Annotated in this window: 20 protein-coding genes and 1 tRNA gene; 9 read left to right on the top strand and 12 right to left on the bottom strand. The window is 33.8% G+C overall.

Annotated features, from left to right (window positions below; all coding sequences use genetic code 11):
- Window positions 1-11 precede the first annotated feature (11 nt).
- From ACXGSQ_RS02180 to ACXGSQ_RS02155, 6 genes are all read left to right on the top strand, one after another.
- Window positions 12-1,190, top strand: coding sequence for an alpha/beta hydrolase (locus tag ACXGSQ_RS02180; protein ID WP_458628013.1), 1,179 nt, complete (start codon window positions 12-14; stop codon window positions 1,188-1,190).
- A 200-nt stretch (window positions 1,191-1,390) separates the two neighbouring features.
- Window positions 1,391-2,749: a DNA repair protein RadA gene (gene radA, locus ACXGSQ_RS02175; protein WP_458628012.1), complete on the top strand. Its 1,359-nt coding sequence runs from the start codon at window positions 1,391-1,393 to the stop codon at window positions 2,747-2,749.
- Window positions 2,750-2,810: 61 nt separating this feature from the next.
- Window positions 2,811-6,215: an isoleucine--tRNA ligase gene (gene ileS, locus ACXGSQ_RS02170; protein WP_458628011.1), complete on the top strand. Its 3,405-nt coding sequence runs from the start codon at window positions 2,811-2,813 to the stop codon at window positions 6,213-6,215.
- A gap of 4 nt (window positions 6,216-6,219) precedes the next feature.
- Window positions 6,220-6,600, top strand: coding sequence for a TraR/DksA family transcriptional regulator (locus ACXGSQ_RS02165; RefSeq protein WP_458628010.1), 381 nt, complete (start codon window positions 6,220-6,222; stop codon window positions 6,598-6,600).
- Window positions 6,601-6,685: 85 nt separating this feature from the next.
- A complete protein-coding gene (locus tag ACXGSQ_RS02160; RefSeq protein WP_458628009.1) occupies window positions 6,686-7,300 on the top strand; it encodes a hypothetical protein in 615 nt (204 codons plus the stop codon).
- 27 nt (window positions 7,301-7,327) lie between these two features.
- A complete protein-coding gene (locus ACXGSQ_RS02155) occupies window positions 7,328-7,993 on the top strand; it encodes a lipoprotein signal peptidase (RefSeq protein ID WP_458628008.1) in 666 nt (221 codons plus the stop codon).
- Here the strand turns inward: ACXGSQ_RS02155 and ACXGSQ_RS02150 are convergent.
- From ACXGSQ_RS02150 to ACXGSQ_RS02135, 4 genes are read right to left on the bottom strand one after another with little or no spacing between them, the layout of a single operon-like run.
- Window positions 7,947-8,510 (bottom strand): 5-formyltetrahydrofolate cyclo-ligase, encoded by a 564-nt coding sequence (locus ACXGSQ_RS02150; RefSeq protein ID WP_458628007.1) that lies wholly within the window; start codon window positions 8,508-8,510, stop codon window positions 7,947-7,949. The two genes, ACXGSQ_RS02155 and ACXGSQ_RS02150, sit on opposite strands and share 47 nt — an antisense overlap.
- The gene (locus ACXGSQ_RS02145) at window positions 8,507-9,475 is read right to left on the bottom strand and encodes a succinylglutamate desuccinylase/aspartoacylase family protein (protein WP_458628006.1); all 969 of its coding nucleotides are present in this window, start codon (window positions 9,473-9,475) and stop codon (window positions 8,507-8,509) included. Before ACXGSQ_RS02145 ends, ACXGSQ_RS02150 begins: the two co-directional genes overlap by 4 nt.
- Window positions 9,476-9,478: 3 nt before the next feature.
- Entirely contained in the window at window positions 9,479-10,354 is an 876-nt protein-coding gene (gene rimK, locus ACXGSQ_RS02140; RefSeq protein WP_458628005.1) for a 30S ribosomal protein S6--L-glutamate ligase, read from the bottom strand.
- Entirely contained in the window at window positions 10,351-10,779 is a 429-nt protein-coding gene (locus ACXGSQ_RS02135; protein ID WP_458628004.1) for an ATP-dependent zinc protease family protein, read from the bottom strand. Before ACXGSQ_RS02135 ends, rimK begins: the two co-directional genes overlap by 4 nt.
- 89 nt (window positions 10,780-10,868) lie before the next feature.
- Between ACXGSQ_RS02135 and uvrC the strand changes: the two genes are divergently transcribed.
- The gene (uvrC, locus tag ACXGSQ_RS02130) at window positions 10,869-12,662 is read left to right on the top strand and encodes an excinuclease ABC subunit UvrC (protein WP_458628003.1); all 1,794 of its coding nucleotides are present in this window, start codon (window positions 10,869-10,871) and stop codon (window positions 12,660-12,662) included.
- A 69-nt stretch (window positions 12,663-12,731) separates the two neighbouring features.
- Window positions 12,732-14,969: a patatin-like phospholipase family protein gene (locus ACXGSQ_RS02125; RefSeq protein WP_458628002.1), complete on the top strand. Its 2,238-nt coding sequence runs from the start codon at window positions 12,732-12,734 to the stop codon at window positions 14,967-14,969.
- A gap of 76 nt (window positions 14,970-15,045) precedes the next feature.
- Here the strand turns inward: ACXGSQ_RS02125 and ACXGSQ_RS02120 are convergent, their stop codons facing one another.
- Window positions 15,046-15,678 (bottom strand): 50S ribosomal protein L25/general stress protein Ctc, encoded by a 633-nt coding sequence (locus tag ACXGSQ_RS02120; RefSeq protein ID WP_458628001.1) that lies wholly within the window; start codon window positions 15,676-15,678, stop codon window positions 15,046-15,048.
- Window positions 15,679-15,876: 198 nt separating this feature from the next.
- The gene (locus ACXGSQ_RS02115; protein WP_458628000.1) at window positions 15,877-16,818 is read right to left on the bottom strand and encodes a ribose-phosphate pyrophosphokinase; all 942 of its coding nucleotides are present in this window, start codon (window positions 16,816-16,818) and stop codon (window positions 15,877-15,879) included.
- 142 nt (window positions 16,819-16,960) lie between these two features.
- Here ACXGSQ_RS02115 and ACXGSQ_RS02110 point away from each other — a divergent pair.
- Window positions 16,961-17,042, top strand: a tRNA-Leu gene (locus tag ACXGSQ_RS02110).
- Window positions 17,043-17,260: 218 nt separating this feature from the next.
- Here the strand turns inward: ACXGSQ_RS02110 and ACXGSQ_RS02105 are convergent.
- The 6 genes from ACXGSQ_RS02105 to ACXGSQ_RS02080 form a co-directional block, all read right to left on the bottom strand.
- The gene (locus tag ACXGSQ_RS02105) at window positions 17,261-17,557 is read right to left on the bottom strand and encodes a hypothetical protein (RefSeq protein WP_458627999.1); all 297 of its coding nucleotides are present in this window, start codon (window positions 17,555-17,557) and stop codon (window positions 17,261-17,263) included.
- Between the two features lie 11 nt (window positions 17,558-17,568).
- Window positions 17,569-19,092 (bottom strand): class I SAM-dependent DNA methyltransferase, encoded by a 1,524-nt coding sequence (locus ACXGSQ_RS02100; RefSeq protein ID WP_458627998.1) that lies wholly within the window; start codon window positions 19,090-19,092, stop codon window positions 17,569-17,571.
- On the bottom strand, window positions 19,089-20,090 hold the full coding sequence (locus tag ACXGSQ_RS02095; RefSeq protein WP_458627997.1) for a virulence RhuM family protein: 1,002 nt from the start codon (window positions 20,088-20,090) through the stop codon (window positions 19,089-19,091). Before ACXGSQ_RS02095 ends, ACXGSQ_RS02100 begins: the two co-directional genes overlap by 4 nt.
- 67 nt (window positions 20,091-20,157) lie before the next feature.
- The gene (locus ACXGSQ_RS02090) at window positions 20,158-20,511 is read right to left on the bottom strand and encodes a four helix bundle protein (RefSeq protein ID WP_458629306.1); all 354 of its coding nucleotides are present in this window, start codon (window positions 20,509-20,511) and stop codon (window positions 20,158-20,160) included.
- 41 nt (window positions 20,512-20,552) lie between these two features.
- On the bottom strand, window positions 20,553-21,797 hold the full coding sequence (locus tag ACXGSQ_RS02085) for a restriction endonuclease subunit S (protein WP_458627996.1): 1,245 nt from the start codon (window positions 21,795-21,797) through the stop codon (window positions 20,553-20,555).
- A gap of 32 nt (window positions 21,798-21,829) precedes the next feature.
- On the bottom strand, window positions 21,830-24,643 hold the full coding sequence (locus ACXGSQ_RS02080; RefSeq protein ID WP_458627995.1) for a type I restriction endonuclease subunit R: 2,814 nt from the start codon (window positions 24,641-24,643) through the stop codon (window positions 21,830-21,832).
- Between the last annotated feature and the right edge of the window lie 55 nt (window positions 24,644-24,698).

The raw sequence follows: 24,698 nt of genomic DNA, 5'->3' as shown, positions 1-24,698 counted from the left end.
ACCTACTTATCATGAGAAAAACTATTTTCGTAGTTCTTGCATGTTTAATTTGTGCCGCTTCATTTGCACAAGTCACTTACCAGGAAATATCCTCGGCAGAACTTAATGCCGTACGTAAACTAAAAATTAAATTACCGAAAGATTATGATGCAGGTGCGGATCAAAAGTATCCTGTAATTATTGTTTTTGATGGTGATTATTTGTTCGAGCCTGTTGTGGGTCAAGTTGATTTTCAAACGTATTTTGACAATATGCCAGGATCAATAGTTGTTGGTATTATGCAAGGTGAAAACCGTTTTTATGATGGTTACTATGACCCAGCAACGGGATTGCCAACAGAATCAGGACTTCGATTTCACGATTTTGTTTCAGACGAATTACTCCCTTATATAGATAAAAAATACAATACAAGTAAGTTTAGGGTTGCGGTTGGTCATGATAACATGGGGAATTTTATTAACTCTTATTTGTTTAAAGAAGGCTTAGCTTTTCAAGCTTATGTGTGTATTAGTCCAGATTTTATAGGGTCATTAAATAACTTTGTTTCAAAGCGCTTATCACTTTTTAAAGATGATATTTTCTATTATTTGGCAACATCTGAAAAGGATATACCAGAAATACGAGAAAGTATATTGTCTACTGATGCTCAAATAAAGGCGGTTGAGAATCGAAATCTAACCTATTATTTTGATGATTTTAAAGACGAAAATCATTATACGTTAGTTACAAGTGCTCTGGCACGTTCGTTTGAAAAGATTTTTGATATTTATAATCCATTGCGAGAAAAAGAATTGGAAGAAAAAGTTTTGCCTTATGAAGGGACTTTAGATAATTACTTAACTGATAGATACAAAAGAATAGAAAAACTATTCGGTATTAAAAAAGAAATTAGTGAAGACGAAATAGAGAAAGTTATAAAAATTGCAGAACAACGTGAAGATATCAAATCCTTAAGTAAATTAGGGGCGTTAGCAAATAAACTTCACCCAGAATCGTTAATGGGAACATATTATTTAGCACAATCCGCAGAGAAGTTAGGTAAAACAAAAAAGGCTAAAAAACTTTATGAATCTGCGTTAACGTTAAATGATGTGAGTCATATTGATAGAGATTATATTTTTTCTAAAATCGATGAGCTGACTGTGGTTGATGTCGATGATGAAAACGAGGATGATGAGGAAGAGAACTAGAAAATATAGATTATCATCTGATTATTTTTTTGAATCTTTATATGGGAAAACAAAAACATTTTTGTTTTCAAATTGGCCTTCAAAATTGGCCACATTAAAAGTTTTAGCTATTATAGGTTGGTTTAAAGACATCAACTAAAATTGTCTTAATTTTGTCATATTTATAATTAAAGAGATTTCCGTTTTTACGGAAAATAAATATGGCTAAAGTAAAAACAACTTTTTTTTGTCAGAATTGTGGTAGTCAATATGCAAAATGGCAAGGTCAATGTACGTCTTGTAAAGCATGGAATACCATTACAGAAGAAGTAATTCAAAAACCTGAGAAAAGTGGGTGGAAAACACCTACGACAGCTTCAAAACGGGTTTCAAAACCATTACTAATTAATGAGATAGATACGTCACAAGAAGCGCGTTTAGACCTGCGCGATGGTGAATTTAATCGCGTGTTAGGAGGTGGAATGGTGCTTGGGTCTTTAACACTTTTAGGAGGAGAACCAGGTATTGGTAAGAGTACATTATTACTTCAAATTGCGTTAAATTTAGAGTATAAAACGCTTTATGTTTCAGGTGAAGAAAGTCAGAAACAAATAAAAATGCGTGCCGAACGTATTCAACCTAATAGCAATAACTGTTACATTCTTACCGAAACAAAAACACAAAACATTTTTAAGCAAATAGAAGCTTTGGAACCCGATATTGTGGTTATCGATTCTATTCAAACCCTCCATAGCGATTATATTGAATCTTCTGCAGGAAGCATTTCTCAAGTAAAAGAATGTACTTCAGAGCTTATTAAATTTGCTAAAGAAACGGCAACACCTGTTTTGTTAATTGGGCATATTACTAAAGATGGCCATATCGCTGGTCCAAAAATCTTGGAACACATGGTTGATACTGTTTTACAATTTGAAGGTGATCGTAATCATGTATTTAGAATTTTAAGAGCTAACAAAAATCGATTTGGTTCAACCAACGAATTAGGAATTTATGAAATGCAAGGCTCAGGATTAAGAGAAGTTTCTAATCCATCCGAAATATTAATTTCAGAAAAAGATGAAGAATTATCTGGGAACGCAGTTGCTGCAACTTTAGAAGGTTTACGCCCCTTAATGATTGAAGTGCAAGCTTTAGTAAGTACTGCTGTTTATGGAACACCACAGCGTTCTGCTACAGGTTTTAATGCTAAACGATTAAATATGTTGTTGGCGGTCTTAGAAAAACGAGCCGGTTTTCGTTTGGGAGCCAAAGATGTTTTTTTAAATATAACAGGTGGTATCACAGTTGATGATCCTGCTATAGATTTAGCTGTAGTTGCAGCTATATTGTCCTCTAACGAAGATGTCGCTTTACAAAGTGATTTTTGCTTTGCTGCAGAAGTTGGTTTATCAGGTGAAATTAGACCCGTGCAACGTGTAGAACAACGTATTCTTGAAGCCGAAAAATTAGGCTTTTCAACCATTTTTGTGTCTAAATACAATAAAATAGCCTTAAAAAAGACAGTGATTAAAATTCAACTCATTTCTAAGATTGAGGATTTGGTTGGATTTCTGGTTTAAAAATTAGTCTTCTTTTTCCTTAAAATTCATTAATTTCGCAGACTTATAAGAAAACAGAATAATGAGCACAAAGTTCCCTGAATACAAAGGACTTAACTTGCCAAACGTTGCAGATGAAATCGGTAACTATTGGGAAGCTAACCATATCTTCGATAAAAGTGTAACTACAAGAGAAGGAAAACCACCTTTTGTGTTTTTTGAAGGTCCTCCTTCTGCAAATGGTTTACCTGGTGTGCACCACGTTTTAGCACGTGCAATTAAAGATATTTTTCCACGCTACAAAACCATGAAAGGTTTTCAAGTTAAACGTAAAGCAGGTTGGGATACACATGGTTTACCTGTAGAACTTGGTGTAGAAAAGGAATTGGGTATTACCAAAGAAGATATCGGTAAAAAAATTACCGTAGAAGACTATAACGAAGCTTGTAAAAAAGCAGTGATGCGTTATACCGATATCTGGAATGACCTTACGCAAAAAATGGGCTATTGGGTAGATATGGACGATCCCTATATTACTTACAAGTCTAAATACATGGAGAGTGTATGGTGGTTGCTCAAACAGATTTACGAAAAAGATTTAATATATAAAGGCTATACGATTCAGCCATATTCCCCAAAAGCAGGGACAGGTTTAAGTTCACACGAATTAAATCAACCAGGAACCTACCAAGATGTTACAGATACAACAGTTGTAGCTCAGTTTAAAGCTAACGCAGATTCATTGCCAGATTTTCTTCAAGATGAAGGAGATATTTTCTTCTTAGCTTGGACCACAACGCCTTGGACATTACCGAGTAATACCGCACTAACGGTTGGTCCAAAGATTGATTATGTTTTAGTAGAAACCTATAATCAATACACCTTTAAACCGATGAATGTGGTATTGGCTAAGAATTTAGTCAATAAACAGTTTGATGGAAAATTTAAACGTGTTGAAACCAAACCAGAATTAATTGAGTACAAAGAAGGCGATAAAAAAATCCCTTATTACGTCGTTAAAGAATTCGTTGGAAAAGATTTAGTAGGTATAACTTACGAACAGTTATTACCATACGCGTTACCAAACGATAATCCTGAAAATGCTTTCAGAGTCATTTCTGGAGATTTTGTAACCATTGAAGATGGAACAGGTATCGTACATACAGCACCAACCTTTGGAGCCGATGATGCCATGGTTGCAAAACAAGCCACGCCAGAAATCCCACCTCTTTTAGTAAAAGACGAAAACGGTAATTTAGTGCCATTGGTAGACCTACAAGGGAAGTTTAGACCAGAAATGGGGGAATATGCAGGTAAATATGTTAAGAATGAATATTATGAGGATGGTGAAGCTCCGGAGCGTTCTGTAGATGTAGAGCTTGCTATTCAATTAAAAACAGAAAATAAGGCCTTTAAGGTTGAAAAATATAAGCACAGTTACCCAAATTGTTGGAGAACGGATAAACCAATTTTATACTATCCATTAGATTCTTGGTTTATTAAAATTACCGATGTTAAAGGGAGAATGCACGAGTTAAATACCACCATTAACTGGAAACCAAAATCAACTGGAGAAGGTCGTTTTGGTAATTGGTTAGCAAATGCAAACGACTGGAATTTATCTAGATCTCGTTTTTGGGGAATTCCATTACCAATCTGGAGAACAGAGGATGGAAAAGAACAAATCTGTATTGGTTCTGTTGCTGAATTAAAAGCGGAAATGGCAAAAGCTGTTGAAGCAGGCGTGATGTCTGAAGATATTTTTGCAGAATTTGAAGTTGGTAACATGTCTGAAGCCAACTATGATACTATCGATTTACACAAAAATGTAGTGGATAAAATCGTCTTAGTTTCAGCATCTGGTCAACCCATGAAACGCGAAAGCGATTTAATAGATGTGTGGTTCGATTCAGGCTCTATGCCTTATGCACAATGGCATTATCCTTTTGAAAACAAAAACTTAATTGATAATAACGAAGCCTTTCCTGCAGATTTTATTGCTGAAGGAGTCGACCAAACACGTGGATGGTTTTATACCTTACATGCTATTGGAACTATGGTTTTTGATTCTGTGGCATACAAAAATGTGGTGTCTAACGGCTTGGTTTTAGATAAAAACGGTCAAAAGATGTCTAAGCGTTTAGGTAACGCCGTAGATCCTTTTGAAACCTTATCTAAATATGGTGCAGATGCCACACGTTGGTATATGATAAGCAATGCAAATCCTTGGGATAACTTAAAATTTGATAGCGAAGGGATTGCTGAGGTAAGTCGAAAATTCTTCGGAACACTTTATAACACCTATTCATTCTTTACCTTATATACCAATATTGATGGGTTTAATTATAGTGAAGCCGATATTCCTTTAGAAGAACGTCCAGAAATTGATCGTTGGGTGTTATCGGAATTGAATACTTTAATTCAGCGTGTTGATGAATATTACGCAGAATATGAGCCTACAAAGGCAGCGCGCGCCATTTCAGACTTTACACAAGACCATTTAAGTAACTGGTACGTGCGTTTAAGTAGAAGACGTTTTTGGAAAGGTGATTACCAAACCGATAAAATTTCGGCCTACCAAACCCTCTATACCTGTATGGAAACCATCGCAAAGCTTGGTGCACCAATAGCACCATTCTTTATGGACCGTCTGTATTTAGATTTAAATGCCGTGACTAAAAAAGAAACGTTTGAAAGTGTACATTTAGCAGATTTTCCTGAGGCAGATACAAGTGTTATTGATGTCGTTTTAGAACGTAAAATGTATAATGCACAAACGATCTGTTCATTAGTGTTATCATTAAGGGCTAAAGAAAAGATTAAAGTACGTCAGCCGCTTCAAAAAATAATGATTCCTGTTCAGAATCAACAACAAAAAGAAGAAATAGAAGCTGTTTCTGAGTTAATTAAACATGAAGTCAATATTAAGGAAATTGAACTTTTAGAAGACGCCTCAGATATCTTAGTAAAGCAGATAAAACCTAATTTTAAGACTTTAGGGCCTAAGTTTGGTAAGGATATGAAGTTGATTGCTAGTATGGTAGCTCAATTTAGTGCTGATGATATTAAAAATATTGAGCAAAAAGGTCAATTAGATATTAAAATTGGAGAAAAAACCGTTACTTTAGGATTGGAAGATGTAGAGATTACATCGCAAGATATTGAAGGATGGCTTGTGGCTAATGAAGGTGCTTTAACAGTAGCTTTAGACGTTACCATCAATGAAGATTTACGTAAAGAAGGGATTGCTAGAGAACTAGTAAATCGTATTCAAAACCTACGTAAAGATTCAGGATTTGAGCTTACAGATAGAATTGACGTACAAATTCTAAAAGATGACCAAATTGTAAAGGCCATATCTTCAAATGAAGCGTATATTAAATCGGAAACATTAACTGAAGAATTACAAATTATGGACACCTTAAACAATGGTATAGAAATTGTATTTGATGACGTAAATACTAAATTGTTTATTAAAAAACATTAATATAATGGCAGAAGAAATTAAAAACAGATATTCGGATAAAGATTTAGAAGAATTTAGAGTTATACTTCAAGAAAAAATAAAAAAAGCAGAGCACGATTTACAACTTATTAAAAGTGCGTATATGAATGACTTTGATAATGGAACGGATGATACATCTCCAACGTTCAAAGCCTTTGAAGAAGGAAGTGCTACCATGAGTAAGGAAGCAAATTCTGCTTTGGCAATTCGTCAAGAGAAGTTTATTCGCGATTTAAAAAACGCCATCATTCGTATTGAAAATAAAACTTATGGTGTATGTCGTGTAACCGGGAAACTTATAAACAAAGAACGTTTAAAATTAGTACCACACGCCACTTTAAGTATCGAAGCTAAAAATATGCAGTAACATTCCTGCGAAAGCAGGAATCTCAATGACATGAGATTCTATTTTGAATAAAAACAAAATCATAAAGCCATGGAATATTAATTTCATGGCTTTTTTTGTACTTTTTATTTTTAATACGCTAAGTGCCAAAGCTCAGAATGTTTTAGAAAAGACGATACAAGCAACTGGGATAGAAATGATTTCAATAGATGGAGATCAAGTTTTTTCAATAGCGATTTCAACTTCAAAAACAAATAAAATAAAGGTTAAATCAACGTTAGATGGCGAATATCAAAATGATTACCAGATAGTAATAACACAAAAAGATACTACACTAAAATTACGTTTAGAGCATTTGTCATTTGGTGATATTCCAGACGATAAACGTAATGCTCACAAGGTGATTGCGGCCGTATTGCAAATGGAAGTTCCAGAGAATCTTTCGTTAACTATTAAAAGTGATATTGGTTCAGTATATTTAGAGGGGAATTTTAAATCGTGTTATGTTGCATTGTTAGAAGGACAATGTGATTTTGTAGGTGCAGCGGAAACAGCAACCATAAATACTTTAGATGGTGATATTAACGTTATAACCGAAAGTGCAGCTATTCAAGCGCATTCTAATCATGGAAAAATTACTGTAGATGATTTTTCTAATCAAATTTCAATATGGAAATTGAAGTCTATAAATGGAAATATTACCGTTGTTAAGCCAGATTAAACGCTTATTTTTACTCAAAATCATTGCATGTCGTTAAAGAAAGCTACAATTATCATTGTTGTGATTCTACTGATTGATCAAATTAGTAAAATTTACATCAAAACACATTTTCAGTTAGGAGAAGATATTACTGTGTTTTCATGGTTTAAAATTGCTTTTATCGAAAATGATGGCATGGCTTGGGGTACGAAATTGAGTGATTTTGTAAGTTTTATTTCAGATGAAACCGCAAAATTGGTTTTAACCTTATTTAGAATTGTGGCCGTAACAGGTATTGCACTTTGGCTCATTGATGTCACGAAGAAGAAGAAGTCTAAAACTTTAATTTTTGCGATTTCAATAATTTTTGCAGGGGCTTTAGGAAATATTATAGATTCTGTATTCTATGGTGTTTTGTTTAATGACAGTGTAATGCAGGTAGCGGAGTTTTTACCAGAAGAAGGTGGCTATGCTACGGTGTTTCATGGTAACGTGGTCGATATGCTACATTTTCCAATTTGGAGTGGTGTAATACCAGATAACGTACCATTGATTGGAGGCAAATACTTTTCGTTCTTTGATCCTGTGTTTAATGTTGCCGATATGGCGATTAGTACCGGAATAGGAATTTTAATTGTGTTTAATAAAAAAGCATTTGAAGAACCTTCTAAAATTGAAACACCTGATTCGGAGTTACACAATAGTCCAGTTTAACATCCATTTCTGACGCTTCAAAAGTTTCAGTTTCAACATCAAAAAAAGACAAGCCAATTTTTAAAGTTTCAGGTTTACAATCTGCTAAAAACCGATCGTAGAAACCTTTCCCATATCCAATGCGATGTCCTGTGTTATCAAAAGCTAAAAGTGGAATAAAAACCACTTCTAATTGCGAGGATGGAATTTCAATACCATCCACAGGTTCAGGAATATTATATGTATTCTTTATAATTTTGGTGTTATCCATAAGTAGATAATGCGTCATGGAATAATCTTCAAAATTACTTTTAGAAATCACAATGTTTTTATCTTTTCCTGATAGAATATTTAGAATATAATCGGTATTGATTTCCTTTTGTTCTTCAATAGTTAAGAAAATATGATAAAAGGTTTTATTCCAAATGTCTAATGATAGCAGCTTATTGGCAATGGCTAAACTGTAATCTTCAACTTGGGTTTCGGATAGCGCTTGGCGTAAATCTTTGTATTTTTTTCTTAATAAAGGCTTGCTCATTGGGATTCAATCTCTGTAGAAATATGGAAAATAGCATCACCTTGGTAAATTATAGGTGATTCGTTGACATTAAAAATATAACCGGCATTTGGCGCTTTTACAAAAAAGTTAAAACTACCATAAGGATCTGTAATATTCCCTAAGACTTGTCCTTTATCTACATATGTATTTATGCTTACAGTGGCTTTAAACATTCCTGAATACTTAGCTCTGAGCCACTTACTGTCTTTAATGACTACGGCGTTAACCTTAGGTCTAGAAACTTTAAACTTGCTTCTTAGCATGCCTAAATGATGTAAAACCCGTTTTGCTCCATTAACACCTGTATTGGTGATATTTGTATCAATATTAAATGATTTTCCACCTTCAAACAATAGCATTGGTACACCAGCCTTATCACAAGCGTTTCTAAAGGATTTATTTAAGTTTTGAGAATAGTAAATAAAAGGAGCACCAAAAACATGAGCTAATTCTGTAAGTTTTGCATTATCTCTTACAATTCTAATTTGAGCGGCATTAAATCGACCAGCTCCTCCGGTATGGAAATCCATAGTAAAATCAATATGTGGTACCAATTCGGTCATAACAAAATTAGCCACTCTACTAGCTAAAGAGCCTTTAGAATTCCCAGGAAAAACACGATTTAAATCTCGACCATCAGGAAAAAGGCGGTCCATATTTAAGAACCCAAAAACATTGATGACAGGTACGCAGATAATGGTACCTGTTTTAGGTTTGTTAATGCCTTTGGCGATAATTTGTCTCACAATTTCTACGCCATTAACTTCATCTCCATGGATACCAGCAGTCATTAAAACTGTTGGGCCAGGTTTTTTAGATCGTTCAATTATAATAGGAACTTCTAACGTGTTTCTGGTATGTAATTTTGCCACTTCAAAGGTTACGGTAACACTTTTACCAGGAGGAACTTCGACTCCTAAAATATTTAAAATATCTTTTGGCATGTTTTAGTTTCTATTTCGTTCAATAAAAGTAATAATGGCTTTGGCTATATTCTTTTGAGTTGCACTTTCAATACCTTCTAATCCAGGAGTAGAGTTAACTTCTAATAACAAAGGACCACGTGAAGATTGTAGCATATCTACACCACAAACAGGTAGTTTTAAAACCTTAGCAGCATTCATGGCTAACTTTAGTTCGTCTTCATCTAACTTAATAATCTTAGCAGAACCACCACGATGCAAATTAGATCTAAATTCGCCTTCTTTACCTTGGCGTTTCATAGCTCCAACGACTTGGCCATCTACAACTAAGGCTCTTAAATCAGCACCTTTAGCTTCTTTAATAAATTCTTGTACAATAACGCGAGCTTGTAAACCATTAAAAGCCTCTAAAACAGATTCTGCAGCATTTTTAGTTTCGGCTAAAACCACACCGAGACCTTGGGTTCCTTCCAAGAGTTTAATAATTACAGGAGTTCCTCCAACGTAATTAATAACTTCTTCAACATCTCTAGAATAGTTTGTGAAAACGGTTTTAGGCATTCCAATACCAGCTTTACTTAAACGTTGTAAACTTCTTAGCTTATCGCGAGAACGTGTAATGGCATCTGAAGCGGCAATAGTAAATACTCCCATTTCTTCAAACTGTCGTACTACGGCACAACCATAAAATGTAATTGAAGCTCCAATTCTTGGGATGATAGCATCAACATAATCTAAATAACGGTCTTTATAATAAATAGTCGGTTTCTCCTTCTCTATAATAATGTCGCATTTTAAGGGGTCAATGATTTCAATTTTATGACCTCTTTTTTCAGCTTCGTCAACAAGGCGTTGTGTAGAGTAGAGTTCGGCATTGCGCGAAAGAATTACTATGTTCATTTAGTTATGTTTTGTTTAAAGGATTGATTTTCTAAATCGACATCGACCAAGAATTTGTGTTTTAAAAATTGACGGCCTATTAATACGGGGAACCTCATATCGTCTCTAGTGCTTAAAGTTAAGTTAATCTTATAGCTTTTACCAAAGAATACAACGGTAGTTTTAATTTTGTAGCGGTTTTCTTTATGTCCATTGCTACTTTTTACATCGGTATAAGTATAGGTATCAAAAGCTATCTCTTCGCTTTTAAAGTTAGGATGGCCTTTACTCTCAAAAATACAATAAAGTTTGCCGTCTTCTTCTCTAATTTTAGAACAATGAATTGCAGAAGTATAGGCTCCTGTATCTATTTTAACATCAATGTTGTTGAGTTTTAATTCGGGAAAATTGACTTTGTCTACACGTCCCAACACTTTTTTTGTCATAATCTGAAATATATAAAAAGAGGCGCAAGGTAATGATAAAGTGTATTAATTATACACATATCTTTTTACGAATTATTACCTTTGGTTAAATGCCAGAATCTACATTAGACATACAGATAAAAACGCTTCCTCATCAGCCTGGTGTTTACCAGTATTTTGATGCAGACGAACGTTTAATCTACGTCGGGAAAGCTAAAGATATAAAAAAGCGCGTGAGTAGTTATTTTACTAAGCATCACGACTATGGTAAAACACGTGTTTTAGTAAAAAATATTGCTTCGGTTAAGCATATTGTTGTTGAAACCGAAAATGATGCTTTATTGCTTGAGAATAACCTCATAAAAAAGTATAAGCCTAAATACAACGTTTTATTAAAAGACGATAAATCATATCCATGGATTTGTATTAAGAAAGAGCGCTTTCCAAGAGTGTTTCCTACACGACGTGTGATTAAGGATGGTTCGGAATACTTTGGACCTTACACCAGTATGAAAACGGTGAAGACGCTTCTAGGTTTAATAAAAGGCTTGTACCAATTACGGACGTGTAATTATGATTTGTCTGAAACCAAGATCAATACAGGTAAATATAAAGTTTGCTTAGAATATCATTTAGGAAACTGTAAAGGAGCTTGTGAAGGCTATGAAAGCGAAGAAGAGTATGCTGCAAACATTACGGCGATTAGAGAAATTCTAAAAGGGAATTTTAAAGATTCTTTACAGCAATTTAGAATACAAATGAGGCAGCATGCCGAAGCTATGCAATTTGAAGATGCTCAGAAAATAAAAGAAAAATTAGAAGTTTTAGAAAATTACCAAGCGAAGTCTACTATTGTAAATCCTAAGATTAATAATGTTGATGTGTTTTCAATAGTTAGTGATGAAACCTACGCTTATGTTAATTTTTTACAGTTAAGTTATGGTTCTATTATTAGATCTCACACCTTAGAGTTAAAGAAGAAATTACAAGAAACAGATTTGCAATTATTAGAATTGTCCATCACTGAAATTCGACAGCGTTTCAATTCTAATTCAAAAGAAATTTATGTGCCTTTTAAAGTAAATTTAGGAGGTGAATTAAAAATAACAGTCCCGAAACTTGGGGATAAAAAAAGTATCTTAGATTTATCTATACGTAATGCAAAGTATTACAGAATGGATAAACTGAAGCAGATAAAAATTGTAGATCCAGATCGTCATGCCAATCGAATAATGGCACAAATGAAAGCCGATTTGCATTTGTCTGAAGAGCCACGGCATATTGAATGTTTCGATAACTCTAATATACAAGGTACAAATCCGGTAGCGGCATGTGTTGTTTTTAAGAATGGTAAACCGAGTAAAAAAGATTATCGTAATTTTAATATCAAAACGGTAGAGGGTCCCGATGATTTTGCATCTATGGAAGAAGTGGTCTATAGACGGTATAAACGTTTAAAAGAAGAAGAGCAACCCTTACCACAATTGATTATTATAGATGGAGGAAAAGGACAGTTGTCTTCGGCCTTAAAAAGTTTAGATGTTTTAGGGTTACGTAATGAAATTGCGATTATCGGTATTGCAAAACGTTTAGAAGAATTATTTTATCCAGATGATCCAATTCCGTTATATTTAGATAAAAAAAGTGAAACCTTAAAGGTGATACAACAACTAAGAAACGAAGCGCATCGCTTTGGGATAGAACATCATAGAAATCGAAGAAGTAAAGGGGCATTGACAACTGAGCTCGAAAATATTCCAGGTGTAGGTGAGCAAACGATTATAGATTTAATGAAGCAGTTTAAAACGGTTAAGCGTATTGCGAATGCTAAGTTAGATGAATTGGAAGCGGTTGTTGGTGTGTCAAGGGCAAATAAAGTATATAATTATTATCATAAAGCATAAACGTCAAATAGCAATAAATTAAAGTAGTCTTTCGATTTTAAATCGAAACCTATCAGGTATAAAAGAAGCATGAGAACAACACATCTTATAGTCATATTATTTCTAATGGTACTTTTTCCTGTAGAAGCACAAGAGCATTCAATTTCTGCTGAGCCCAAAGTCGGTTTAGTCTTAAGTGGAGGTGGGGCAAAAGGCTTTGCGCATATTGGTGTGCTCAAAGTTATAGATAGTTTAGGAGTGAAAATAGATTATGTAGCAGGCACTAGTATGGGCGCCATCATAGGATCTCTATATGCTTCGGGCTATTCAGGAAAACAATTGGAAAAAATATTTAAAGAACAAGATTTTAATGTTTTAATTAACGATGCATTTTCTAGGAGCTCTAAGTCCTTTTATGAACGCGAAAACACTCAAAAATACGCGGTAAATTTACCTTTTGAGGATTTTAAGATTACTTTACCTTCGGCTTTATCTCGTGGGCAAAATGTCTATAATTTAATGTATCAATTATTAATGCCTGTTAATAAAATTAGAGATTTTAATAAATTACCGATTCCGTTTTTTTGTGTAGCAACCAATATAGAAACTGGAGAATCTCTGATTATGGACAAGGGTGATTTAGCTGAAGCCGTAACTGCGAGTGCTGCTTTACCATCCTTGTTTCAACCTGTAACGATTAATGGAGATATCTTAATAGACGGAGGGGTGACTAATAATTTCCCAGTTGAAGAATTACGTGCTAAAGGCATGGATGTTATTATTGGGGTTGATGTTCAAGACGCATTAAAAGATCGTGAAGCGTTAAAGTCGGGATTAGATATTCTTTTACAGATAAATAATTTTCGGACCATAAATGCCATGAAAAACAAGGCGAAATTAACTGATATTTATATAAAACCAGATATTAGTAACTTTTCTGTAATTTCATTTGATGAAGGAAAAGATATCATTGCACATGGTGAAATTGCAGCGAGAATACAATTAACTAAACTTCAAGATATAAAACGTCAACAACCTAATACTTCAGAACCAAAACATATTAAATTATTAGACAGTCTTAAAATTAACCATGTAAAGCTAAAAGGAAATGAACACTACACCAGAGCCTTTTTGATTGGTAAATTAAAACTAAAGGGAGACGAAAAAATAAGTTATGCTGATTTTAGACAAGGCATAAACAGTCTTGTAGCAACTAATAATTTTGATACGTTTAGGTATCATTTGGAGCCTACAGAAAACGAGGATGAGTTTAATTTTATAGGTAATATTAAAGAATCTAAAACCACGACATTTCTTAAGTTAGGGATTCATTTTGATGAACTTTATAAAAGTGCACTACTAGCTAATCTAACTAAAAAGAAATTATTGTTTAATAACGATATTGCGTCGTTAGATTTAATTTTAGGAGATAATTCGAGGTATAATTTCGATTACTTTATTGATAAGGGATTCTATATTAGTTTAGGTATTAAATCGCGTTTTAATCAGTTTAACAAAAATGTTAATCCTAGATTAGCATTAGAGGAAGACTCACCATTGCTTTCGGGTTTGAATAAAATTGATGCAGAAATTTCAGATTTTACTAATCAAGTGTATATACAAACAATATTTAGAAAAGATTTTTCATTGCGATTAGGAGCGGAGCATAAGCGCCTTAAAATAACCTCAGAAACCATCTTAGATGACGACATGGAGAATGAAATTGTATTTGAGAATACAGATTATTTTAGTGTATTTGGCAATTTAAAATTTGATAGTTATGACAATTTTTATTTTCCTAAAAGCGGTTTTTATTTTAACGGGAATTTCCATTTGTATTTTGATGCTTCAGGTTTTAATACCGAGTTTTTAAAGTTTTCAATAGTTAAAGCGGATCTTGGTTACGCCTTGAGTTTTAATGATAAGTTGTCGTTAAAAACGGAAGTTAATGGTGGGTTTAAAGTTGGGGATAAGTCTACAAATGCATTAGGATTTGGATTAGGCGGGTATGGCACTAATTTTATAAATAATTTTTATTCGTTTTATGGTTACGATTATTTAACCCTAACAGGAGATAGTTTTGTTAAAGGGACATTCACTTTAGATTATGAGGTTTTTAAAAAGCATCATATTTTATTAGCTGCAAATTATGCTAATATAGATGATGGTCTTTTTGAATTTGGTGAATTTGTTTCGTCTCCTAAATATAATGGTTATGCGATTGGTTATTCTTTAGAAACCTTTTTAGGACCATTAGAAGGGAAGTACACTTACTCTCCGGATACGGGTAATGGTTATTGGTTTTTTAATCTTGGATTTTGGTTTTAATGTACTAAAAAATTAGTCAAAAAAAAGAGACTTTCTAAACAGAAAGTCTCTTTTTAATATTTAAAATAGTTTTTATCTATTCTTGTGCATTATCATCAGATTCAGTTGTTGGCACATCACCTGCTTCAACTTCTTCTTCATCGTCATCAGCATCTACAACAGCTAATCTACTACGTCTTACTTGACAAACAACAGTGTTGTCTGGGTGTAAAAATTTGTAATCTTCGTTTGCTAGTTCAGTAATGTAGAACTTGCTTCCAATTTTTAATGGAGTAATATCGATCTCAATAAAATCTGGTAATTTAGAAGGGATAGCTTTTACTCTAAGTTTACGGTAAGGCATTCTTAAGTTACCACCATTCATTACCCCTTTAGAAGATCCTATTGTTTTCACAGGGATTTCCATTGTAATCGCTTTGTTTTCGAAAATTTGATAGAAATCTACGTGTGTAATTCTGTCTGTTACCGGGTGAAATTGAATATCTTGCATTACTGCATTGTATTCTTCACCGTTATCTAAAACAATCACAACTGTGTGTGCGTTAGGTGTGTATACAAGTTTTGAGAAAGCTAATTCTGGTGCTGAGAAATGGAATGCTTTGTCTCCTCCGTACATAACGCAAGGAACCTGACCAGCATTACGTAAGGCTTTAGTTGCCTTTTTGCCTACGCTTTCTCTTTGAGATCCGTTAATTGTAATTGATTTCATTTTTTGAAATATTTGTTAATTTTTAATTCCCTCATTTTGAGGGCTGCAAATTTAGATATTTTATATGAGAATATTAGTGTTATGGGGCGCTTTTTTATTGCGACCATATATTTTTAGCTAAAGTTAGAAGTTTTAGTCTTAATAATCTTAATTATAGTACGACTAAAAAGAGCTGATTATTATAGTCTCAATAGCGATTTACATTACAAATTTATTACTAATAGATTTGTTGTGATGTACATTATACATGACTTCAGCAAATAGATTTGAACAACTTAATACTCTTAATTTTTTGCTTTCTTGTTTTATAGGAATAGAATTCGTTACAATTAATTCCTCTAGTTTAGAGTTTTCTATTTTTTCGTAAGCGTTTCCAGATAAAATAGGATGGGTACAAATTGCTCTTACACTTAAAGCTCCGCGTTCAATCATTAGGTCAGCTGCTTTTGTTAGTGTTCCAGCAGTATCGACCATATCATCTACTAGTACAACATTTTTACCTGTAACATCACCAATAAGTTCCATATGAGAAATCACATTAGCCTTAGCACGTTGTTTATAACAGATAACAACATCACTTTTTAGAGCTTTAGAGTAAGCATAAGCACGTTTAGAACCTCCCATATCAGGTGAAGCGATGGTAAGATTATCTAAATTTAAGCTTTTTAAATAAGGTAAAAATATGGTTGATGCAAACAAGTGGTCTACTGGTTTTTCAAAGAACCCTTGGATTTGATCTGCGTGTAAATCCATTGTAATGATTCGTGTTGCGCCAGCAGCTTCTAACATTTTTGCGACTAATTTTGCAGCAATAGGAACTCTAGGTTTGTCTTTTCTGTCTTGTCTAGCCCAACCAAAATAAGGCATTACTGCTGTTATGTGTCTAGCAGAAGCACGTTTAGCAGCATCTATCATTAACAACATTTCCATTAAGTTTTTTGGTCCAGGATGGGTAGAGCCTATAATGAAAATTCGAGTTCCTCTAATTGATTCTTCGTAAGACGGTTGAAATTCTCCATCACTATAAGTTGATGTTATGACTTTACCTAGTTTAACTCCGTAGGTTTCTGCAATTTGTTCTGCAAGATAGGTACTTTGTGAACAGGCGAAAATTTTCGCTTCAGTAGTTTCGTATGGCATTTGATATCAGTTATTTAGTTGGTGTTGTGTTGTTGTTTTTGTTCGCGTCAAATTTAGAAAATTATTTTACTACAAAAAGGATAAAACCTACTAATTTTGATGGATGAACAGAAATATTTTTCTATTTTTGCAATCCGAAATTGCTCAAGTGGTGGAATTGGTAGACACGTTGGATTCAAAATCCAATGTCGCGAGACGTGCGGGTTCGATTCCCGCCTTGAGTACGAATAAACCCTGTTAAACTTCTGTTTAACAGGGTTTTATGTTTTATTTAGTAACAAAATAGTAACAGAATATTAGTATTTTAACCTTTTTTTGAGTTCAATAACTATTAGGAAAAAATTTAATATTGTGATAATTAATAAAAGATTAAAATGATTTTTTCAGGTTTATTAAATGGACATCTCATTTTATTAAATTTTTAGTATGAAATAGTTATGCTCTAATTTTTTCTCTTTAAGCCATCAAAAATAGAGGGGTCATTAGTTCTTAAGTATTTCAAAATACGATTCTTTTGAGGTGTAATTGCTAAATTAAATTTTTGCTTAATATCATTTCCATTTAATATACAAAGCCTAAATTCATTTTCCAGCTCTTGTTTTACCTGTTTTTTAGTCAGCTTTTTAAAGGCAGGTTTTGGTTTTTCAATTGATGTATAGGTTAGTTTTTCTAATATTTGTTTTTGTATTTCAATTATATGGTCAATTTTTTTTTCTAGTTCTAAAATTTTTTTTTCCATACATCATTTAATTAATCGTCTTGTGATGTAATTACTTCCATAATTTCTTTAAAGCTATTTAAACCAGATTCTATATTTTCAATTATCTCATTCGCTAAAATGTCTGGGTCTGGTAGATTATCTAAATCTGTCAAACTTTTGTCTTTAAGCCAAAAAATATCCAAACTCGTTTTGTCTCTCTCAATGATTTCATCATACGTGTATTTTCTCCATCTTCCTTCTTCATTTTCTTCGCTCCAAGTTTCTTTTCGCTTGTTAATATTACCAGCATTATACAGTTCAATAAACTCTTTTAAATGCTCTTGACGCATCGGACTTTTCTTTGGGGTATGATGCACGTTTGTTCTGTAATCATAAAACCAAATGTCTTTTGTCCAAGGGTCTTTGCTAGCTGGTTTGTTGTTAAAAAATAAAACGTTCGCTTTAACTCCTTGTGCATAAAATATACCTGTTGGTAAACGTAAAATGGTGTGCAATTCTGTGGTTTTCATTAATTGCTTTCTCACTTCCTCGCCAGCTCCACCTTCAAATAATACATTATCTGGAAGCACAACTGCTGCTTCTCCGTTTATTTTTAATTGCGTTTTTATATGCTGTAAAAAGTTTAATTGCTTGTTGGATGTTGTTTCCCAAAAGTCTTGACGATTGTAACTTAAATCTTCTTTTACGATTTCACCTTGTTCGTTGGTAAAAGTCATACTGCTTTTCTTACCAAAAGGCGGATTAGCCAACACATAATCGTAACGCTCTCCATCATCTGCAATTAAGGCATCGTTTGGATTGATGAACGATTCACCATCTATTTCTCCAATGTTGTGCAAATACATATTCATTAAACACATTCTACGGGTATTGGCAACAATTTCGTTTCCGTGAAAAGTTTTGTTCTTCAAAAACTCTTTTTCTTCTCGGTCTAATTTGTTGTTATCTACAATCCAATCGTAAGCTGCTAAAAAGAAACCACCCGTTCCACAGGCTGGATCCACAATGGTTTTCATAGGCTTGGGTTGTATACAAGCCACCATGGTTTTTATCAAGGCTCTTGGTGTAAAATATTGTCCAGCACCACTTTTGGTATCTTCTGCGTTTTTCTCTAAAAGACCTTCGTAGATTTTACCTTTTATGTCTGCTCCCATCATACTCCAATCTTCTTTGTCAATTAGATTGATGACTTTTAACAGTTTGGCTGGGTCTTGTATTTTGTTCTGACTTTTAGTGAAAATTTGTCCAAGCGTTCCTTTTTCTGTACTCAGTGTACGCAATAATTGGCTGTAAAACGATTCTAATTCAGCACCACGTTTGCTAGATAAGGTTTCCCAATTACAAATTTCTGCATCTGCAATCTCATTGCCTTCTACATCTTTTAGCTTTGGAAAAACCAAACCTTTGTTATAAGGTGGTTTATTGAGTTCATCTGCCATTTTTAAGAATAGCAAATAGGTTATTTGTTCTAAATAATCACCATAACCTACACCATCATCACGAAGTACGTTGGCAAGGTTCCATATTTTTGATATTATGCTTGAATCTGTCATTTCTTAATTTGTTTTATTGCTTGGTCAATATCATCTAATTTTTGGCTTTCAGATTGCAACCTATTTTTATGAAACTGCTCATATTTTTCTATTGCTAATTTGTCTGCAATCTTCTTCGAAATATTTCCAGCATTTTGTAAAATTTCTTGTCCGTTAAACTGTAAGAAAGCGTCTAATTTTTCTCGCCAATCTTTCATAAACATCTGTCTATGATTTTTGGCTTGTAACTCTGCATAATCTAGATACATTGTAACTATTCTGTTTAGGATATCTAGTTCATCTTTTTTGAGGTAATTTTTAGAAACGGTTACATCTTGCTTTCTAACTTTAGCACCTTTCCAGGTAGTTAAACCCATATTGTCTTTTTCTGCATTAGAGCGTTGTGCAATTACCTCGGCTGCTGTATTTCCTGTGGCTGCAAAAATGAGTTTGTTTTGTACGACTTTAAAAAACTCTTGGGTTTCTTCGGCAGTTGGCTCATAATCTACAGCAAGCGCATAAATATCTGTTATTTTACGATAGAAACGTTTTTCACTAGAGCGTATATCACGTATTTGCTCCAGTAACTCATCAAAATAATCTTTACCAAAAGGATTGTCTGGGTTTTTCAGTTTTTCATTATCCAAAACAAACCCTTTTCTTATTAATTCAGTGAGTTGTTTGGTAGCCCAAATTCTAAAGTGCGTTCCTCTAATTGAGTTGACACGATAACCTACCGAAATAATCATATCTAGGTTATAAAAATCTACTTGGTAGGTTTTTCCGTCTGTGGCAGTTGTTGCAATTTTTGCAACAACTGAATTTCGCTGTAATTCTCCTGTTTCAATTACGTTTTTTATGTGCCTTGAAATTCCGCTTTTGTCTATACCAAACAATTCAGCCATTTGGTTAATGGTGAGCCAAATGGTTTCGTCTTTTAACAGTACATCTACTTTTACTTCACCATTTTCGTTGGTGTAGAGTAAAAAATTGTTGCTTGTATTTAGTTCCTTATTCATTTAAAGTTCAATTATGAATTACGAATTACGAATTACGAATTACGAATTACGAATTATGAATTACGAATTATGAATTACGAATAGTTTTTTGAATGCTTCCTATGATTCTTAAAAGTTCTTCACAATCATTAATTAGTGTTTCACTTTTTTCTCTTTCTAAATAATTTGTATCGGTTAATAAGCGTAACCAATATTTTGTTTCTCTGGCTTCTTTGTATGAAATGGTGAGTTTAGCAAAAAAATCTTTTCTACTTTGACCGCCTTGAGATTCTTCAATATTTGCACCTATTGAAGTTCCAGAACGTAACAACTGCTTGGACAAGGTATATTCCTTTTTTTCTTCGCATAAGTATTTATACAGCTTTACAATTTTAACTGCAAAAGCATAAGACTTACTCACTATAACATTTTCTGTTTTCATCATTCCTAATTCATCATTCGTAATTCATCATTCGTAATTGATTATTTCTTTTTCTCTTCTTTTATCTTCTCCAACAAAACACTAGCCGGCTCATAGTCGGGGTGAGCTTTACAGGCTGCTATTTCTTCTTCGCTTAATAGTTTACCTTCAAAGGCTTTCTTCAAAATGCTTTGGCGTAAGGCTTGTGCTTTTTCTAAACTGTCTGCTAGGTCTTTTTCTACTTTATCACAAACTGATAAACGACTTTCTATTTCTTGAACGATTTGGTGTTGTTCTTTTAAAGTTGGAATTGGAATTTCTAAAGCATCTAAAATTCTTACATTAATATTCTTTTGTGCTGTTGCAGAAGCTTTGCTGTCCATTTCCTCTTTTATTTTCTGTATGTAAAAATTCAGATATTTTGAATTAAGTAATTCATCATTAGGTATAATCCCAACAACGCTATCAGGAAAACAAGCATCAAAACCTAAAAAAGCTGTTTCCCCAATATTTGCAGCAATTGTTAAGCAAAGTGTTCCTTTCGGCCACAGTTTACTTTGTGCTAAACCTTTTTCGGAATATGTATTATTATACTTTGTAATTGTGCCACCATTAGTAGCTCTTATTTCTCCCGTTTGGATGAATGGATATTTGCCACCAAAAAGAGATTTATCATTTCTTGGCCTATGTTTAGATTTTCCTCTTTTAACTTCTGCAACTTCTCCTAATTTATTAATACTAAATTCCCCCTCAAAAGCTTTTTTTAAAACCGCTTGTCTATAAATTTTTAATTGGTCTTGTGCTTTTTTTAGGTCGGCAATACCGCTATCTAAACTGCTAAATAAGGCTTCTATTTTTTTGACGATGGCTTTTTGTTCGACTAGTGGGGGAAGGACTATAGGTATCTGTTTTAATTTTCCTTGAGTTAACTTTAATCTTGTAGTACCAGAAACATATCCATTAAAGTTAAAGTTATTCAAATAATGAAGTAAAAAATCATCATTGAATTTTGATTTTAATATATGTGCGTGATTATTGACCCAAGTTTTTCCAGAAATTTTATAAGCAACATCTTTTGAATAATCTAAAAATGGTGCTGCATCTTCTCCAACTAAAACAAAGTCTCCATCTGTCAAATAATCATCAATGTATCCAACTTGACCAGTAGCACCATAATACGGAAATAACTCTTCAGTTTTTTTACCACTTATTCTTTCATTTCTTTCTTTTGAATTTATCGGTTTTCTTAAATTATCGTGTATTCTACAAGACTCAACAATAGTGCTTTGTACCCAATCTTCTTTCATTCGTAATTCTTTATTCATCATTCAAAAATTGGCTAGGCTGCTAGTACTTCATTGAGTTCGTTAATAATTTCATTCATATCATTCCCAAATAACTGATACATTTTGCCTTTTCCGCCCTTGGCATCAAAAGGGGTGTAGTCTAAATCGTCTATTTCTATATGGTAACTGCTCATTACGTGGTCTTTTATCATTCGTAGCCAATCTAATTGTTCTTTGGTAAAGCGGTTGTGTTGTCCTGCGTTTTGCTTAAAAATCCACGTTTTAAAATTGTTCTCTATGGTTTTGTCGTAGGCTTTTAATTCGCTGTCTATACCACAGGCTCTTCTAATTAAAGAGACCAAAGCGGTTAACTCGTCCTTTGGTTGTTTGCTTTTTACATCTTCTATCGTTGCATAGGCATCCCACACATAATGGGGTGCTAACAAAGGTTTTTCTAATTGTAATTTTTCCATCACCTCTTTAAGCATTTTAAAGGTAATATCTCTACGGTTGTAAGGTTGGTTGTAGAAGATACTCAACGCCTTAATTTCGTCTTTGTTGGCTTCTAAATATTCGCTAAAATCTTTTACAATTTGGGTGGCTTTATCTACCGAAGTGGTGTCCCATTCGCTTTTGGTCACCGTATCTATGTTGATGCTATCTATAATTTGTTCGTGCTGTTTGCGTACATTCTCTAAATAAGTATTCAACTCTCCGTTAAAGGTCTTGCTGGCTTCAAGTATCAATTCTTCTTGTGCCTTCTTTTTGGCATCTTCAATTAGGGCAGGTGTTTGGTCTTGCACAGGAATTTTATCAATGGCTACTTGTGCTTTTTCATCAATGGCATCTTGGTCGAAAGCCGTAATTAATTCCTTGGTAATTTGTTTTAGGTTTTTACCACCAGAAAACTCCAATATTTTATCTTTTTCTTTATCGGTAATCTGTTTCTCTAAACGAATTAATCGGTTGGCAAGAGAAAGGAATAAATCTTCGTCAACGTGACCATACGCAACGGCTCCCAATAAATCTTTCATTGGCACAGAAGGTTTACGCTCTAAAGGTCTGCTGTCTGTTTTTTTAGATTTGGTAGCTCCCACAGCATCTACAATAACAAAGTGCGTTTTGCTCTTAGCTGTTTTGGTAACTAATTGCAAAGAATCGTTATTGATTGTTCGAGTTCCACGACCTTTCATTTGTTCAAAATAGTTGATGCTCTTAACATCTCTCATAAACAATAAAACTTCTAAAGGTTTTACGTCTGTTCCGGTTGCAATCATATCAACGGTAACGGCAATTCTAGGATAGTAAGAATTTCTAAAACGGTTTAACACCGATTTTGGGTCTTCTTCAATTTTGTAAGTTACTTTTTTACAAAAATCGTTGCCTTCATCAAATTCTTCCCGAATAATTTTGATGATATCGTCTGCGTGACTGTCTGTTTTTGCAAACACTAATGTTTTAGGCACTTCGTAATCGCCATTTTCATCCACACGATTGGGATAAATGGTCGTTTTTAGAGCCTTTTTATATTCACGAATAATGTTTCTAATTTGACTAGGATTGACTACTTTTTTATCAAGGTCGTTACGCTGGTAATTCACATCTTCATCTAGCTGTTCCCAACGTTTTTTTCGGGTTAACTTGTCACGTTTATCTATAAACCAACCCGATTCTACAACAGCACCTTGATTAGAAATCTCGGTTTCTATAGTATAAACTTCATAAGGCACATTGACACCATCTGTTACCGATTCTTCATAAGTGTATTGACTCACCACATTTTCATTAAAAAAACCAAAGGTTCTTTTATCAGGTGTAGCCGTTAAACCAATAAGGAAAGCATCAAAATAATCTAACACTTGTTTCCATAAATTATAAATGGAACGGTGGGCTTCATCAATGACGATAAAATCAAATTGTTCAATAGGTACTTTTGGCGTGTACTCCACAGGAACCGCTTTCTTTTTACTCATTTGTTGTTTCAGCCAAGTATTTTCTTCTGGGTTTTCCAACTCTGCACTTTCGTCTAATTCTTCTCCTTTTAAAATAGAATACAAACGTTGTATGGTTGAAATACACACTTGGCTATCGGAAGCAATATAACTTGAAGTTAAACGCTGCACATTGTAAAGTTCTGTGAATTTTCGGTTATCGTCATTGGGCTGAAAGGTCATAAATTCCTGCTCTGCCTGTTCGCCCAAGTTTTTGGTATCCACTAAAAACAAAATACGTTTTGCATCAGCGTGTTTTAGCAAACGATACACAAAAGTTGCTGCTGTAAACGTTTTTCCAGCTCCAGTAGCCATCTGAATTAAGGCTTTTGGTCTGTTCTTTTTAAATGAAAGTTCCAGATTATTGATGGCTACAATTTGAGCAGGACGCAATCCTGTAACATCTAATTCGGGAATAGACAATAATCTTTCTCGAAGTGATTTTCCTTTTTTTAACCATTCAGCAATGGTTTCAGGTTTGTGAAAACTAAAAACATGTCGCCCTCTTGGTTTTGGGTCTCTGTAGTCTGTAAATCTTGTTATGGTTCCTGTACTTTCATAAACGAAAGGTAAAGGGTCGTTATTTAGGTATTTTAATTTTGCTTCTGCATAACTTTTCGATTGTTCTTCAACAACGGTAAGTCTGTGCCCTTCGTCCTCACGTTTTGCTTCTATAATTCCGACAGGTTTTCGGTTAACGAAAAGTACATAGTCGGCAGGTCCAACATCAGTTTGGTATTCACGTACTGCAACTCCTTTTCCAGCAGATAAGTCAACTTTCTTTTTAGACTGAACTAACCATCCAGCTTCATGTAGCATTTCGTCTATGCGATCCCTTGCTATTTGTTCAGGGTTTTGGTTGGGTTGTTTATGCATGTTTATTTATCCTAATTAATTTTTCATAGAGAAGGGGGGACTGAAATTTAGAATA

This window comes from Winogradskyella sp. PC D3.3 (assembly GCF_054366245.1).
Note: the sequence above shows the minus strand (reverse complement) of the source record. Positions and strands in the feature narration are given on the sequence as shown.

Excerpts from the sequence above, each read along its gene's own strand:
- ACXGSQ_RS02100 (WP_458627998.1), bottom strand. The coding sequence starts at position 19,092 with ATGACAGATTCAAGCATAATATCAAAAATATGGAACCTTGCCAACGTA.
- ACXGSQ_RS02160 (WP_458628009.1), top strand. The coding sequence starts at position 6,686 with ATGGCTTTTTTTGTACTTTTTATTTTTAATACGCTAAGTGCCAAAGCT.
- ACXGSQ_RS02085 (WP_458627996.1), bottom strand. The coding sequence starts at position 21,797 with ATGAAAGAAGATTGGGTACAAAGCACTATTGTTGAGTCTTGTAGAATA.
- ACXGSQ_RS02150 (WP_458628007.1), bottom strand. The coding sequence starts at position 8,510 with ATGAGCAAGCCTTTATTAAGAAAAAAATACAAAGATTTACGCCAAGCG.
- ACXGSQ_RS02090 (WP_458629306.1), bottom strand. The coding sequence starts at position 20,511 with ATGAAAACAGAAAATGTTATAGTGAGTAAGTCTTATGCTTTTGCAGTT.
- ACXGSQ_RS02145 (WP_458628006.1), bottom strand. The coding sequence starts at position 9,475 with ATGCCAAAAGATATTTTAAATATTTTAGGAGTCGAAGTTCCTCCTGGT.
- ACXGSQ_RS02115 (WP_458628000.1), bottom strand. The coding sequence starts at position 16,818 with ATGCCATACGAAACTACTGAAGCGAAAATTTTCGCCTGTTCACAAAGT.
- ACXGSQ_RS02080 (WP_458627995.1), bottom strand. The coding sequence starts at position 24,643 with ATGCATAAACAACCCAACCAAAACCCTGAACAAATAGCAAGGGATCGC.
- ACXGSQ_RS02120 (WP_458628001.1), bottom strand. The coding sequence starts at position 15,678 with ATGAAATCAATTACAATTAACGGATCTCAAAGAGAAAGCGTAGGCAAA.
- ACXGSQ_RS02165 (WP_458628010.1), top strand. The coding sequence starts at position 6,220 with ATGGCAGAAGAAATTAAAAACAGATATTCGGATAAAGATTTAGAAGAA.
- radA (WP_458628012.1), top strand. The coding sequence starts at position 1,391 with ATGGCTAAAGTAAAAACAACTTTTTTTTGTCAGAATTGTGGTAGTCAA.
- ACXGSQ_RS02105 (WP_458627999.1), bottom strand. The coding sequence starts at position 17,557 with ATGGAAAAAAAAATTTTAGAACTAGAAAAAAAAATTGACCATATAATT.
- ACXGSQ_RS02125 (WP_458628002.1), top strand. The coding sequence starts at position 12,732 with ATGAGAACAACACATCTTATAGTCATATTATTTCTAATGGTACTTTTT.
- ileS (WP_458628011.1), top strand. The coding sequence starts at position 2,811 with ATGAGCACAAAGTTCCCTGAATACAAAGGACTTAACTTGCCAAACGTT.
- ACXGSQ_RS02180 (WP_458628013.1), top strand. The coding sequence starts at position 12 with ATGAGAAAAACTATTTTCGTAGTTCTTGCATGTTTAATTTGTGCCGCT.
- ACXGSQ_RS02095 (WP_458627997.1), bottom strand. The coding sequence starts at position 20,090 with ATGAATAAGGAACTAAATACAAGCAACAATTTTTTACTCTACACCAAC.
- ACXGSQ_RS02155 (WP_458628008.1), top strand. The coding sequence starts at position 7,328 with ATGTCGTTAAAGAAAGCTACAATTATCATTGTTGTGATTCTACTGATT.
- rimK (WP_458628005.1), bottom strand. The coding sequence starts at position 10,354 with ATGAACATAGTAATTCTTTCGCGCAATGCCGAACTCTACTCTACACAA.
- ACXGSQ_RS02135 (WP_458628004.1), bottom strand. The coding sequence starts at position 10,779 with ATGACAAAAAAAGTGTTGGGACGTGTAGACAAAGTCAATTTTCCCGAA.
- uvrC (WP_458628003.1), top strand. The coding sequence starts at position 10,869 with ATGCCAGAATCTACATTAGACATACAGATAAAAACGCTTCCTCATCAG.